This window comes from Streptomyces sp. NPDC043685 (genome assembly GCF_056436585.1).
Genome location: NZ_JBWKCH010000003.1, coordinates 435,027 through 448,564, shown reverse-complemented (window position 1 = coordinate 448,564; position 13,538 = coordinate 435,027). Strand labels below are relative to the sequence as shown.

Genomic DNA, 13,538 nt, shown 5'->3' with positions numbered 1-13,538 from the left:
GGGGGTGGTCATCCGGCGGGTGCGCTCCCGTCCTGCCGGGTGGTGGGGTGGTCGGTGGAGGCCGGGGGCCCCGAGGGGCCCGTGTGGCCTGGTTCGGAGGAAGGGGAGGGCCCGGTGGAGAACGAGTCGAGGTGCACCGGCCGCATGGCGGTGGGGCCCGGGTAGGCGGACTCCATGGGGGCTGACTCTGTGTGAGCCGACCCCATGTGAGGGCTGTGCGGCGGCTCCATGGATGTCACGTCCGTGTGCCACGGCTCCATGGGTCGTGGCTCCATGGGGCGTGGGTCCATAGGAGCTGACCCCATGTGAGCCCTGTCCGGGGGCTCCATGGATGTCGCGTCCGTGTGCCGCGGCTCCATGTGCCGTGGCTCCACGTGCCGGGCTTCCATGCGCTGCGGCCTCATGGCCAACGGCTCCATGCGAGCCGCCTCCTCCGTGGGGGCCGCCTCCCTATGGGCCGCCTCCGTGTCGTCCCACTCCGTGGTGTCCGCCTCCAGGTGCTGTTGGGCCTCGGCGAGGCTGATGCCGCGCTGGAAGGCCGCCATCAGACCGGGGTCGTGGCCCACGAGGTGCTCGGAATCCTGGCGCGGCGCCGGGCCGTCGCGCAGCTGGGGGGCGATGTGCTCCTGCGCGCGGCGGCGGGGCAGTTGGGGCTTGCCCATGGTGCCGCGCACGGCGCCGTTGCGGGGGGTGGGCGGCGCGGTCCCGTTCTCGGCCAGGACGCGCCGGTCTTCGGGAGTGATACCGGGCCGCGCCTCGGCCGGGGTGGGCCGCTCCCTTCGTGCCCCGCGCACGGGCAGGGGCGCGGGTCGGCCGCTCTGCGGGCTCCCGTCCGAAGCCGTTCGGGCTTCCTGCCCATGCCCTTGAGCCGTGGCCTCGTGCCCCTGAGGCGCGGCGGCTGGGGTGAGCGGCGGGGCCGACGGCCCTGATCCGGACGCGGGCAGCGGCACGGAGGAGACCCCGAACGCACCGTCCGCGACCGAGGAACGCCCCACCGCCACGCCGTCGACACCAACACCGGCGATGGCACCACCGGCACCGGCACCGGCACCGGCACCGGGGCCAACCTGTCCGTGCTGCCCGGTCGCGCCCTCCGCCTGCCCCGCGCCACCGGGCGCCCCGGCCCCCGGCTCCGCTCCCAGCAGCGCCTGCGGCACGACGAGCACCGCCTGCACTCCGCCGTAGATGTTGGACTGGAGGCGGACGGTGATGCCGTGCCGCCGAGCCAGCTGGGAGACGACGAACAGGCCGATCCGGCCGTCCGCGAGAAGACGGGCGACGTTCACCTGGTCGGGGTCGGCGAGCAGGGCGTTCATCCGCGTCTGCTCCTCCAGGGGCATGCCGAGTCCGCGGTCCTCGACCTCGACGGCGAGCCCGGAGGTGACGAGGTTGGCGCGCAGCAGCACCTGGGTGTGCGGGGCGGAGAAGACCGTGGCGTTCTCGACGAGTTCGGCCAGGAGGTGGATGACGTCGGCGACGGCGTGGCCGCGCAGTTGCCCGTCGATCGGCGGCACGAGCTTGACCCGTGAGTACTGCTCGACCTCGGCGATGGCCGAGCGCAGTACCTCGGTCATGGAGACCGGGTTGCTCCACTGGCGGCGGGAGACGGCCCCGCCGAGCACGGCGAGGTTCTCGGCGTGACGGCGGATGCGGGTGGCGAGGTGGTCGACGTGGAAGAGCCCCTTGAGCAGGTCGGGGTCCTCCATCTCGTTCTCCAGCTCGTCGAGGATGGAGATCTCGCGGTGCACCAGGGACTGCAGACGCCGGGCGAGGTTGACGAACACCTCGAGCTTCTGTTCGCTCCCGGCCTGGCTGGACAGCTGGGAGGCCTGCACGACGGCGGTGACGGCGCCGTCGTGCGCGCGGGACAGGTCGGCGGCCAGGAGGTCGAAGTCGTCGGCGCCCTCGGCGGGGCCGCCGGCCCGGCTCTGCGGGGCGAGCTGCGGCGGGCCGTCGCCACGGCGCAGTGTCTCGACGAGGGTGCGCAGGTCGGCCTCGCGCCGCGCTGTGCTGCGGCGCAGCATGCCGATGCGGTTGTTCACCGACCGGGCGGCCCGGCCGGCGGCGATCGCGGCGACGGCGATGCCGACGAGCGCCACGAAGACCGCGCCTCCGAGCACGGCCCACAGGGTGGGGCCCGGCCGCGCTCCGGTGGAGCGGACGGTGAAGAGGACGGCGGCGCAGCCGCTGAGGGCGACGGCGACGGGCGGCAGCACCGCGATGCGCAGCAGCTGGGGCCGTATGTGGGTCTCGGGCAACGCGGGTGCGGTGCGGACGGCGGGCCGTCCGTGCCGCCCGCCCTCACGGCGGTCTGCGCGTGCGGCCGGGACGCGGAGGTGAGACATCGGTGTCCTCGTGCTGGTCCGTCGGGCCTGGGTTCCGGGGGCGCTTGCGGGGGTGCGACCGGGTTCGCGTGGCCGCTTGTGCGCGCTCCGGCTCGCGCGCCCGGCCGCCGCCGGATCGCGCACGCCCCCGCCGGGACCCGCGTGCCGGGCGGGGCCGGACACCCCGGCGGCACCGGCACCGTCACCCGCACGGGCGCCTTCACCGGCACCGGCATGCGCACCCGCACCCGACCCGGGACGCGAACCCGCACGTGCACTCGGATTCGAAACCGGACTCGAAGCCGGACTCGAAGCCGAGCTCGAAACCGGACGCGAGCCCGCCCGGGCGTCCGCCCCCGGGCCGGCGTCGGTGGTGCGCGGGCAGCGGGGATCCCCGTCGCGTCGACTCCCTCGTCCGCCCTGCGCCTGCACGTCCCGGTCCCCCGCTCCCCTGATCCGTCGTGTTTCCCGACGGCCACTGACAGTAGTCGTCAGCGCATCATGTGCGGTGGGCAGTTGACAAACTCATACGGTGAGCGTCCCGCTCTGGTATGAGGTCTCGTACGACAGACCGATAACCCCCCTCCGCATCCGGCCATGAACGACAAGACTTCGATCCGACCTGGTCAGAAGCGGTCACACACAGACGGCGAGGGCCGGGGGAGCCTCTCGCTCCCCCGGCCCTCGCCGTCCGTCCGCGTACTCCCCGATCAGCCCGCCGGGAGCGTCTCGGGGTCCTCGGTGCCCTTGCCGGCCCGACGGTCGCCGTCACTCACCGTGTCAGCCTGGGCCACGGCTGCGGCGTCCGACGCCACCTTGATGCCGGCTCCGGTGAGGGCCTCCGCAGCCGGACGGCCGCCCCTCGGAGCGAGCGCCACCCCACGCCACCACGGCTCGGACGGGACGCTCTCGGCCGTGGGCTCGAAGGGCTCCCCGGGCCGGGGCAGGGCGACACCGGCGCCCACGGCGCGGGCGGCCGCGAGTGTCCCCTCGCCGGGGTCCTCCCACGGGTGGGTCGCCAGATTGAAGGTCGCCCAGTGGATCGGCAGCATCGGGCCGTGCTCCGGGCCGCCCTGAAGATCGAGGTGGGCTCGCACGCCTTCCTCGGGGGTCATGTGGATGTCGGGCCAGAAGTCGGAGTACGCCCCGATCTGGATCATCGTGGCGTCGAACGGCCCGTGCCCGGCGCCGATCTCCTTGAAGCCGTCGAAGTAACCGGTGTCACCGCTGTGGTAGATCCGGTGCTCCTCGCCGGCGACGACCCAGGAGGCCCACAGCGTGTGCTGGGTGTTGCGCAGACCGCGGCCGCAGAAGTGCCGGGCGGGGGTGGCGGTCAGGGTCAGGCCGCCGACCTCGGTGGACTCGTGCCAGTCCAGCTCGCGCAGGCGGCCGGGGGACACACCCCAGTGCTCCAGGTGCGCGCCGACACCGAGGGGCACCGCGAACAGCGTGTCCGTACCGGCGAGCGCCTTGATGGTGGGCATGTCGAGATGGTCGTAGTGGTCGTGCGAGATGACCACGACGTCGACCGGGCCGAGCGCGGCCAGCGGCACGGGCACGGGGTGCAGCCGCTTGGGGCCGGCGAAGGGAAAGGGGGAGCAGCGCTCGCCCCACACCGGGTCGAACAGGACACGCCGGCCGCCGATCTCGGCGAGCACACTGGAGTGCCCCATCCAGGTCAGCCGCAGCCCGGTGGCCGGGGGCCGGGCGATGTCGGCCAGGGTCGTGGCGTGCACCGGGACGGTGCCCCCCGGGGCGCGGCGGGGCCGGGTGTCCTTGTCGAAGAAGACCTTCGCGAAATCCAGGGCCGAACCCGAGGGCCGGGTCCGCGCGGGGCCACCGGGATTCCGGAACACCCCGTCCTCGAAGTGCGGGGATCTGCGGATGCGCGCCATGCGCTCACCGCTCGGGTCCGCGCCGAACGCCCCGGGCCGCAGCGCGCGGAGCCCGGAGCTGAGGGTACGGAAACCGGCCACGGTACCTCCAGGTGGAGTCGGTCAGGCTTTCCATTATGGTCGGCCCCTCCGGCATCACCGGGCCACAGGGGCCCCATCGAAGGGGATACTGACCGATGATTCAGTAACCCTCCGGTGAAGGAGCCCGTATGGCCACCCCCCTGCTGTCCCTGACCTGGACCGATCACCTCACGGGTCGGCAGGGCTTCCTGGTCGTCGACCGGCTGGTGCGCGGGGTCGCCAGCGGCGGACTGCGGATGCGCGCGGGCTGCACCCTGGAGGAGGTCGAGGGCCTCGCCCGCGGCATGACCATGAAGGAGGCCCTGCACTACGACCCCGAGAGCCGCTACGTCCCGCTCGGCGGCGCCAAGGGCGGCATCGACTGCGACCCGCGGGACCCGGAGGCGTACCCGCTGCTGGTGCGGTACCTGCGCGCCATGCGGCCGTACATAGAGAGCTGCTGGACGACGGGCGAGGATCTGGGGCTCACCCAGGACCTGGTGGACCGGGCCGTCGTCGAGGCGGGGCTGGTCTCCTCGATCCAGGCCGTGTATCCGCTGCTGGACGACGAGGCCGGGGCACGCCGGCGGCTGCGGGACGCGTTCGCGGTCGAGGTCGACGGCATCGGGCTGGACGAGCTGACCGGCGGCTGCGGCGTGGCGGAGGCGACCCTGACCGCCCTGGACCGGGCCGGTGTGCCGTACGCGGGAACGCGGGTCGCGCTCCAGGGACTGGGCACCATGGGCGGGGCCACCGCGCGGTTCCTGGCGCGCGCGGGGTGCACGGTCGTGGCCGTCGCCGACCTCAAGGGCACGATCGTCAACCCGTCGGGCCTCGACGTCGAAGCACTGCTCGTCGCGCGGGACACCCACGGCACGGTGGACCGCACGGCGCTGCGGCCCGGCGACCGCGAACTGCCGGGCGACGCCTGGCTGTCGGCCGACGCGGACGTCCTGGTGCCGGCGGCGGTGTCGTACGCGATCGACACCGGCAACCAGGAGCGGATCACCGCCCGCTGGGTCGTCGAGGCGGCCAACATGCCCGTACGGCCCGAGGCGGAGCTGCTGCTGGCCGAGCGCGGGGTGAGCGTGCTGCCGGACGTCGTGGTCAACTCGGGCACGAACGCCTGGTGGTGGTGGACGCTGTTCGGGGACATCGGCGCCGACGCCGAGGAGGCGTTCGCGTACACACGCCGCTCGATGCGGGCACTGGTCGAGCGGATGCTGTCCCGCGCGCAGGCGGACGGGACGACTCCGCGGGCCGCCGCCCACGCGATCGCGGCCGACCGGCTGCCGCTGATCGCCGAGCGATTCGGCTGGTACCGGTGAGGCGGCCACCGGCCCCTCGGCGGCCGTCTCCCGGCCCGGACCGGACAGGCCGAAAGGCGACGTCGAGGGGGCACGGGCGCCTGGGTAGGGTGACGGCGTGACGAGAGTCCGGTTGAGCGTGGCGGAGCGGCGCGGGGATCTGCTGCGGGCGGCCATCGAGCAGATCGAGGCACGGGGCGTGGCGGCGGTCAGGATCGCCGACGTCGCCTCGGCGCTCGGCGTGAGCAACGCCCTGGTCCTCTACCACTTCTCCTCGAAGGAACAGTTGGTCGCCGCCGCGTTCCGGCACGCGGCGGAGGGCGACCTCGCGCATCTGCGCAAACTGACCGGCCGCCGCTCCCCCGCGCTGCGCCGGCTGCGGTCGGCCGTACGGTGGTACGCCCCGACCGGGCAGGCCAAGGGCTGGCGGCTGTGGATCGAGGGCTGGGCGGCGGCGCTGCGCGACCCGGTGCTGCGGGAGGTCGCCCAGGATCTCGACCGGCAGTGGAAGGCGGCCCTCGTCGAGGTCATCGCCGAGGGCGTGGCGGCCGGTGAGTTCCGCTGCCCGGACCCGCAGGGCACGGCCCTGCGCCTCACCGCCCTCCTCGACGGCCTGGCCGTCCAGCTGACGTCGTACGCCGGCGCGGTGCCGCGGGTCCGGGCCCAGGAGTGGGTGGAGGAGGCGCTGGCCCGCGAGTTGGGCTTGGCGGAGGTGGAGCGGACGGCGCCCTGACGCCTGCCCCCGACACCCCCCGACGACGGCCCACCGCACCTACGCCCGCTCAACCGCCCGATCGCTCCCACGAACGCGTGCGGGCCGCGCCGGTGTTCCACCCGGCACGGCCCGCACGCGCAGGAGCCGCTCTCACGCCACCGGGGCGATCCGCATCCTGATGTCGTCCGGCGACAGCGCCCCCTTGGCCGTCACATGGTCGCCCGAGGACTCCCCGCGCAACCGGCGCCCGATCCACGGCACCAGGAACTCGCGCGCCCAGGCGACGTTGTCCCGCCGCACATCGAGCACGCCGCGCGGGGGCAGCGGAGGCCACGGCTGCTCGGGGTCGGCCGGCACGTCGAGGCCGAGCACCTGGCCGGCGCGCAGCGCCACGCGCGTGTGGCCCTCCGGAGACAGGTGCAGCCGGTCGGCGTCCCAGGCCCTGCGGTCCTGCACACTGCGCAGGGACCACAGGTCGAGCACCGGGCAGCCGTACCGGTCGGCGATGGCCCGGACATGGCCGTTGTAGGTGGCGATCTTGCCGCGCAGGTGCTTGAGCACCGGCACGCCACGGGTGTCGAACCCGGTCGTCACCATCACCGTGCCGGACACGGCGATGAGCTGGACCAGGGCACGCTCGAAACGCTCGGCCACCTCGTCGGGATCGGTGCCGGGCCGGATGATGTCATTTCCCCCGGCACAGAACGAGACGAGGTCCGGGGCCATGTCGACGGCCCGCGGAACCTGGTCCGCCACGATCTGGTCGAGGAGCTTCCCGCGTACGGCGAGATTGGTGTACCGGAAGTCGCCCTCGGGCCTGCGGTCGGCGAGCAGGACGGCGAACCGGTCGGCCCAGCCGACGAATGCCCCGTCGGGGCCGGGATCGCCGACGCCCTCGGTGAAGCTGTCCCCCAGCGCCACGTACGACCCGATCACTGCTCTGCTGTCACTCTTCGAATCGTCTGCCACAACGGTCCATGATTCACCCTTGAATGTGACTTACGCGACCGTAGGAAGGGGTTGACTGGCGGTGAGATAAGCCACTCCCAAAGTGTTCGCCAACTCCGGAATACACCGCTTGTCAGGGATGTTTCGGGGTGAACCGCCAGACCCGGAATCCGCTGATCCGGAAATGGCTCCAGACGGTCCGGAAGGCGAAGTGCCCGCCCGTGTAGGGCTGCGGGTCGGTGTGGTCGAAGACGAGCCGCCCGTTGTTCCACCATTGGACCGTGGAGCCGTCGGAGACGATCCGGACCCGGTTCGGCTCGTTCGCGGCCAGCAGCGGCTCGGTGTAGTCGAGGACCAGGGGCCGCACGCCGGGCTCGCCGACGTAACGGCGCAGCCGGGTCGTGGTGTTGTAGTTGGCGCCGTAGCCCGCGTAGTAGGTCGTGAGGTGGTCGTACTCGTCGAGGGCGCCGCCGCGCCGGGTCGCGAAGAGGTCGTGCGGGGAGCGGACGTCGGTCGCGTTCCAGAAGTTGTTGAGGTCCGAGACCCGGTCGTTGGCCCCGCCCTCGGAGACCGGGGTCGCGGTGTACTCGAGCAGGTACGGCCCTTCGAGCCGCCGCCTGAACCACACGGTGGCACCGCTCGGCACGTCGATCTCCAGGACGCCGCGGGAGGCGGTGACCGTGCCGCCGTCCTGGAGTTCGGTCACCCACTGCCCGAGGCCGTGGCAGAAGTCGTCGCGGGCGACGAGGCGGCGGCGGGGCGCGGCCTGCGCGGGCGCCGTCGGCGAGAGGGCCGCGTATGCGGCTCCGGCCGCCAGGGCCGCGAACGCTCTGCGGGTGGTCGGCACGGGACACAGCTCCTCGGGATCCGCCGGGAAGGCTCTGGAAAGCGCTTGCACTCCGGATGGGATCACTCTGTCCCAACTGCCGCCGTCTGTCGATCCCTTGATGCGACGTCGGCCCGCGCACACCGAAGGCCGGACCCGGGATCGATCGGGGTCCGGCCTTCGGAGGCGTGTCAGGCAGGTGGTCGTGCGGTCGGTCAGCCGACGGAGACGCCGTGCGAGCGCAGGTAGGCGACCGGGTCCACGTCCGAGCCGTAGTCCGGCGTGGTGCGGATCTCGAAGTGCAGGTGCGGTCCGGTGACGTTGCCGGTCGCGCCCGACAGGCCGACCTGCTGCCCGGCGGTCACGGTCTGGCCGGCCGAGACGGACAGCTGGGACAGGTGGGCGTACTGGGCGTAGAAGCCGTCGGCGAGCTTGATGACGACCTGGTTGCCGTAGGCGCCGCCCCAGCCGGCGGAGACGACCGTGCCCGCGCCGACGGCCTTCAGGGAGGTGCCGGTCGGGACGACGAAGTCGACACCGGTGTGGTAGCCGCTGGACCACATGCTGCCGGACATGTGGTACGGGGTGCCGATGGTGGCGCCGTCCACCGGGAGGGTGTAGCCGCTGGAGTTGCTCTGCGCGGCGGGCTGGGCGGCGGCCGGCTTGGCGGCGGTCTCCGCCTTCGGCGCCGGGTCGGCGGCGGACTGCTCGGGGGCCGAGGCCTTGGGCGTCGCGGGGGCGGACGGCTTCGGCGCGCTCGCCGCCTTCTTGCCGATCGACAGCTTCAGGCCCGGGTGGATCAGCGACGGGTCGGAACCGACGGCGTCACGGTTGTCGGCGTAGAGCTTCTTCCAGCCGCCGCTGACGTGCTGGTCGGCCGCGATCTTCGCGAGGTAGTCGCCGGCCTTCACGGTGTAGACGCGGGAGCCGGTGGCGTTTTCGGCGGCCTTCTTCTGAGCGGCCGGGGCCGACTGGACGGCCTTTTCCGGAGCCGACTGCGGGGTGGCGGCGTGGGCGCCGGCGGCCCCCATGAGCGGGAGGGCGAGGGCGGCCCCGCCGGTTCCGGCGACGGCGATGGAGCGGGTGAAACGCTGAGTCTTGGGGCGGCGGTGCTTACCCTTCGCGGGCATGACGAATTCCTCTCCGTCGCCTGCGAGGTGAGCTGTCGGGTGCGAGCTGGAGATGCCCGGCCGCGCCGAGGCGTGGCTTAACCCCAAGCCGTTCCGGGAACCGGAACAGGCGTCTTACCTGTGGGTCCCCCGCTCCTGCCGTACGTCGGGTCAGTGTGTGGGGCTCCGGGCGGCGGCAGGATTAGGCGTCCGTCCGGATTGGTGTGGAACGTAAGCGACCAAGACGCAATAGGACAAGCTTGCGGTTGCCCGCGACGGTGTTTCCCTCACCGCGTCGACACATTCCGCCGTCACCGAGCGTGGATTACCGATCTCCCGCTTTGCTCAATAACCCTGCGCATTGCCGGAATTACGTGAACATGGCAACAACACATCGTCACGAATATGACGATGGTCACGCGCCCCGACCTCATCTCCTTTACGATCGGGGCACGTTATCCCCTTAACTATCTAAGCGCCCTATTCGGACAGAAGGGCTACTTCCGCTTAAGACGGACGACGGTGGCGTCGAGATCCCCGCCCAGGCCGACCCGCAGTCCGTGATGGAGCAGCAGGGCACCTCGGTGAACTTCGCCCGTTTCGAGGCATTCGTACTCCGCCGCCGGGTCGAGGCCGCGCAGCCGGAGTGCCGGGACGGGCTCGCCGTAGCGCTGCGCCTGGAGCCAGGCGAGTACGACGGTCTCCTCGCCGAGGACGTACTGCACGGCGCTCAGCCCGCCCTCCGGGGGGCGCAGCCGGTACAGGTCGCCGCGCTGCACCACGGGCCGGATCTCCTTGTAGAGCCCGACCCACTCCGCCGCCTCGGCCAGCTCCTCGGCCGTCCACTTCGTGAGGTCGCCGCCGACCCCGAGCACCCCGGCCATGGCACTGACGAACCGGAACCGCAGCGAGCTGGCCCGGTGGTTGAGCATGGCGTTCGGACTGTCGGTGACCCAGGCGGCCATGACCCGGGCCGGATGGATCTGGCTGAAGCCGTGCTGGATGGCGAGCCGGTCCAGGGGGTCGGTGTTGTCGGAGGTCCACACCTGGTCCGTGCGGCTCAGTACGCCGAGGTCGATCCGGCCGCCGCCGCCCGAGCAGGACTCGAAGGCCACGCCCGGGTGGGCGGCCCGCAGCCGGTCCAGCAGGGCGTACAGGCCGCGCACGTGGTCGACCCACAGCCGCTGCGGATAGGGGTCGTCGGGCCAGCCGGCATCGGTGAAGCAGCGGTTGAAGTCCCACTTCACGTAGTCGATCGGCGCGCTGGACAGGAGCCCGTCGAGCTGCTCCCACAGATACTCCCGGACATCCTCACGCGCGAGGTTGAGGACGAGCTGATTGCGGAACTCCGTCCGCTTTCGTCCTGTTTGGTACTGCACCCAGTCGGGGTGCGCGCGGTACAGATCGCTGTCCGGGTTGACCATCTCGGGCTCGACCCAGATGCCGAACCGCATGCCGAGTCCGCGCACATGATCGGCGAGCGGCTTCAGCCCGCCCGGGAAGCGGTCGGGGTTGGGAGTCCAGTCGCCGAGCCCGGCCCGGTCGCTGGTGCGCGCCCCGAACCAGCCGTCGTCGACCACGAACAGCTCGACGCCCATGGCGGCGGCCCGCTCGGCGAGCGCCCGCTGCTGCTCCTCGGAGATGTCGAACTCGGTGGCCTCCCAGGAGTTGAACAGCACCGGCCGGTCCTGCCCGGCGTCCGGGATCACGTACGCGCGCTGGTAGGCGTGCCAGGCCCGGCTCGCCCCGCCGAAGCCGCCGTCGCTCCAGAGCCCGGCGAAGACGGGGGTGGTGTACGACTCACCCGCGTCCAGCGTCAGCAGGCCCGAGTCGTCGTAGCCGGCGCCGCCGGTGATCTGCACGCGCGCGTCGGGGAGCTGGGCGACGGCGATCCGCCAGGAGCCGGACCAGCCCAGGGCGCAGCCGTACACCTCGCCGTGCTCCTCGGTGGCGTCGGTGTCGAGGGCGACCCAGGGCAGGTGCTGGTGGGAGGTGTGGCCGCGGCGGCTGCCGATGACCTTCTCGCCGTGGGTGAGGGGCGAGCGCGTCAGCCGGGACTCGGCACCCCATCGGCCGTGCAGCTGGGAGAGCCGCCAGGCGTCACGGTCGGGCAGCGTCCAGGTCGCGGAGTCGGCGCGCAGCAGCTCCAGTGCCGGTCCCCGGTTGTCCAGGGTCACCCAGCGCTCGACGACGTCCGTCGAGGCACGCATGCGGTAGTGCAGCGTCACGGTCAGGCCGTCGTCGCGGAACCGGAGCCGCAGCTCGTCGTCCTGGGTGTCGTGTCCCTCGAAGGTCCACTCGGTGCCGCGGCGCCCGGCCGTGCGCACGGACAGGGCGGGGCGCGCGAAACGGGGGCCGCCCTCGACCGGGTACTCCTCCCGTCCGTCGAGCGGGGACTCGAAGGGCCAGTACTCGGGCAGCGGCCGCACGGTGAGGGCCTCGGCGTCGGCGAGGCCGATCCTGGGGCCCCAGTGCAGGTGCAGCAGCTCGTCCCGTTCGGTGACATGGACGGCATAGCTGCTGGCCGGCCCGGAGAGTACCCATGTACGACCGTCTTCGGAGATGTCCAGCATCATGGCCTCACAGATTCGAACAAGCCCGACCAGGGGCGACCAGGCGGCAACATCATCGAGTGCCGCGGGGGCTCCGGGCAACGCCTGTGGACAACTCATTGCCCCAGGCAGGCATGTCGTATCGTCGAGTGACGCCCGTCGACGAGCCGCGCCGGCGGCGCCGAAGGGGAGGAGCCCTCGTGACACAGCAGGTCCCGTCGACCGAGCCCGAGCTGGCCGGAGTGCGCAACTTCCGTGATCTGGGCGGTCTTCCGACCGTGGACGGCCGGCGGGTACGGCAGGGCGTGCTGTTCCGCAGCGGCCATCTCGCCCACGCGACCGGGCAGGACGCCGCCTTCCTGGCCACTCTGGGCCTGCACACGATCTTCGACTTCCGCAACGCCGCCGACCAGAAGCTCGAGGGGCCGGACGTCGAACTGCCCGGCGTGCGCAATGTGAACCTGCCGCTGAGCGACCCGGCCGACGGCGCCGAGTTCTGGAAGATGGTCCGCGACGGCGACCTGGAGCAGCTGCGCGCGATCCTCGCGGACGGCAAGGGCGCGGACCGGATGATCGCCTCGTACCGCATGATCATCAAGGAGCGTACGGGCGAGCACGCGCAGGTTTTGCACGCGCTCGCGCGGGACAGCGTGCCCGCGCTGATGCACTGCGCGGCCGGCAAGGACCGCGCGGGTCTGTCCGTCGCGGTGACGCTGCTGGCGGTGGGCGTGGAGCGCGAGGCGATCGTCGACGACTACCTGAAGTCGAACGCCAAGCACCGCCGCTACAAGGTGCACCGCAGCAGCTCCGCCGCCTCGGCCTACTCCCCCGAGGTCATGGAGCTGCTCAGCCCCCTCTTCGACGCGCGCGCCGAGTATCTGACGGCGGCCTTCGACACCATCGAGGAGACCTGGGGCGGTGTCGACGCCTATCTGGAGAAGGGGCTGAGCCTCACCCCGGAGCTCCGGGAGCGGCTGCGCGAGCGGCTCCTCGACTGAGGCGCCCCGCCCGGCCCGGGGCTACTTCGCCCCGACCTCGAACAGCAGGTACACGAAGGCGGCGAAGATGTGGCCGGCGATGAGGTAGACGAACAGCCTCACCCACAGGGCACGGGGGAACTTCTCCTCCATGTCGCTCATGACGCCTCTCCAGGGGTGGGGCCCAGGCACAGGGCGGCCGTGGGGCTCTGCAGCAGGGTGTGGACGAAGAGCAGGTCGACGCCGTCGTGGTCCTCGGCGGCGATCCGGTGCGGGGTGAGCGAGTCGAAGTGGGCGCTGTCGCCGGCGGCCAGCCGGTGGGTGGTGTCGCCGAGACGCAGCCGCAGCCGGCCGCGCAGCACGTGCAGCCATTCCTCACCGGGGTGGACGCGCACGACGTCGCCCTGGGATCCGTGCGGCACGTGCACCCGCAGGGCCTGCATCCCGCGGCCGGGGGCACCGGCCTGCCAGTACGTCCAGCCGCCCGCCGCGGTCGCTTCCATGTCGGCCGCGCGGATGACGGAGTCCCGTTCGGCGACCGTCTCGCCGAGCAGTTCGGAGACCGTCGTACCGTAGATGCGGGCGAGGGCCAGCAGCATCGGCAGCGAGGGCTGGCGCTGCCCGGTCTCCAATCGGGAGAGGTGGGCCGGCGACAGCCCGGCGGAGCGGGCCGCGGCCTCCAGGGTGAGCGAGGCCCGGCGCCTCAGGGCCCGCAACTGGGGGGCGACGGCGGGCAGCGCTTCGGCCGCCGGTTCGCCCGGCGAGCCGGCCCCGTGGGGCCGCTCGGTCTCGGAGGAGCTCATGCCTCCATTCAGCCGGAGCTTT

At 72.5% G+C, this 13,538-nt stretch carries 11 protein-coding genes and 1 riboswitch; of the genes, 3 read left to right on the top strand and 8 right to left on the bottom strand.

All coding sequences use genetic code 11. The annotated features are described in order from the left end of the window. Window positions 1-8 precede the first annotated feature (8 nt). Together AC0665_RS11220 and AC0665_RS11215 are read right to left on the bottom strand one after the other, a co-directional pair. Window positions 9-2,345, bottom strand: coding sequence for a sensor histidine kinase (locus AC0665_RS11220; protein ID WP_478704868.1), 2,337 nt, complete (start codon window positions 2,343-2,345; stop codon window positions 9-11). Between the two features lie 689 nt (window positions 2,346-3,034). Continuing rightward, the gene (locus AC0665_RS11215; protein WP_478704867.1) at window positions 3,035-4,300 is read right to left on the bottom strand and encodes an MBL fold metallo-hydrolase; all 1,266 of its coding nucleotides are present in this window, start codon (window positions 4,298-4,300) and stop codon (window positions 3,035-3,037) included. A 128-nt stretch (window positions 4,301-4,428) separates the two neighbouring features. Between AC0665_RS11215 and AC0665_RS11210 the strand changes: the two genes are divergently transcribed. After that, complete coding sequence (locus AC0665_RS11210; RefSeq protein WP_478704866.1) at window positions 4,429-5,607, top strand: glutamate dehydrogenase; 1,179 nt, start codon at window positions 4,429-4,431, stop codon at window positions 5,605-5,607. A gap of 97 nt (window positions 5,608-5,704) precedes the next feature. After that, a complete protein-coding gene (locus AC0665_RS11205; RefSeq protein ID WP_468404044.1) occupies window positions 5,705-6,319 on the top strand; it encodes a TetR/AcrR family transcriptional regulator in 615 nt (204 codons plus the stop codon). 132 nt (window positions 6,320-6,451) lie between these two features. Here the strand turns inward: AC0665_RS11205 and AC0665_RS11200 are convergent, their stop codons facing one another. The 4 genes from AC0665_RS11200 to AC0665_RS11185 all read right to left on the bottom strand — a co-directional run bounded on the left by AC0665_RS11200 (window position 6,452) and on the right by AC0665_RS11185 (window position 11,757). Continuing rightward, window positions 6,452-7,237 (bottom strand): SGNH/GDSL hydrolase family protein, encoded by a 786-nt coding sequence (locus AC0665_RS11200; RefSeq protein WP_468404851.1) that lies wholly within the window; start codon window positions 7,235-7,237, stop codon window positions 6,452-6,454. A gap of 145 nt (window positions 7,238-7,382) precedes the next feature. Continuing rightward, window positions 7,383-8,096: a DUF6250 domain-containing protein gene (locus AC0665_RS11195; protein ID WP_478606035.1), complete on the bottom strand. Its 714-nt coding sequence runs from the start codon at window positions 8,094-8,096 to the stop codon at window positions 7,383-7,385. Window positions 8,097-8,290: 194 nt separating this feature from the next. Next, a complete protein-coding gene (locus tag AC0665_RS11190; protein WP_478606037.1) occupies window positions 8,291-9,205 on the bottom strand; it encodes a M23 family metallopeptidase in 915 nt (304 codons plus the stop codon). A gap of 4 nt (window positions 9,206-9,209) precedes the next feature. Continuing rightward, window positions 9,210-9,364, bottom strand: a riboswitch (cyclic di-AMP (ydaO/yuaA leader). Between the two features lie 317 nt (window positions 9,365-9,681). Then, on the bottom strand, window positions 9,682-11,757 hold the full coding sequence (locus AC0665_RS11185; RefSeq protein ID WP_468404849.1) for an alpha-galactosidase: 2,076 nt from the start codon (window positions 11,755-11,757) through the stop codon (window positions 9,682-9,684). 179 nt (window positions 11,758-11,936) lie between these two features. Between AC0665_RS11185 and AC0665_RS11180 the strand changes: the two genes are divergently transcribed. After that, complete coding sequence (locus AC0665_RS11180; protein ID WP_478606040.1) at window positions 11,937-12,734, top strand: tyrosine-protein phosphatase; 798 nt, start codon at window positions 11,937-11,939, stop codon at window positions 12,732-12,734. 21 nt (window positions 12,735-12,755) lie between these two features. On the opposite strand, the gene AC0665_RS11175 is transcribed toward AC0665_RS11180, so the two are convergent. Then, the gene (locus AC0665_RS11175) at window positions 12,756-12,875 is read right to left on the bottom strand and encodes a DUF6126 family protein (protein WP_361300521.1); all 120 of its coding nucleotides are present in this window, start codon (window positions 12,873-12,875) and stop codon (window positions 12,756-12,758) included. Then, window positions 12,872-13,516 carry a helix-turn-helix domain-containing protein gene (locus AC0665_RS11170; RefSeq protein ID WP_478606043.1) on the bottom strand — a complete coding sequence of 215 codons (645 nt, stop codon included), beginning with the start codon at window positions 13,514-13,516 and terminating at the stop codon, window positions 12,872-12,874. Before AC0665_RS11170 ends, AC0665_RS11175 begins: the two co-directional genes overlap by 4 nt. Between the last annotated feature and the right edge of the window lie 22 nt (window positions 13,517-13,538).

What these genes read in the sequence shown, in the direction of transcription:
- AC0665_RS11220 (WP_478704868.1), bottom strand. Translation starts at nt 2,345, where the DNA reads ATGTCTCACCTCCGCGTCCCGGCCGCACGCGCAGACCGCCGTGAGGGC.
- AC0665_RS11210 (WP_478704866.1), top strand. Translation starts at nt 4,429, where the DNA reads ATGGCCACCCCCCTGCTGTCCCTGACCTGGACCGATCACCTCACGGGT.
- AC0665_RS11190 (WP_478606037.1), bottom strand. Translation starts at nt 9,205, where the DNA reads ATGCCCGCGAAGGGTAAGCACCGCCGCCCCAAGACTCAGCGTTTCACC.
- AC0665_RS11185 (WP_468404849.1), bottom strand. Translation starts at nt 11,757, where the DNA reads ATGCTGGACATCTCCGAAGACGGTCGTACATGGGTACTCTCCGGGCCG.
- AC0665_RS11175 (WP_361300521.1), bottom strand. Translation starts at nt 12,875, where the DNA reads ATGAGCGACATGGAGGAGAAGTTCCCCCGTGCCCTGTGGGTGAGGCTG.
- AC0665_RS11170 (WP_478606043.1), bottom strand. Translation starts at nt 13,516, where the DNA reads ATGAGCTCCTCCGAGACCGAGCGGCCCCACGGGGCCGGCTCGCCGGGC.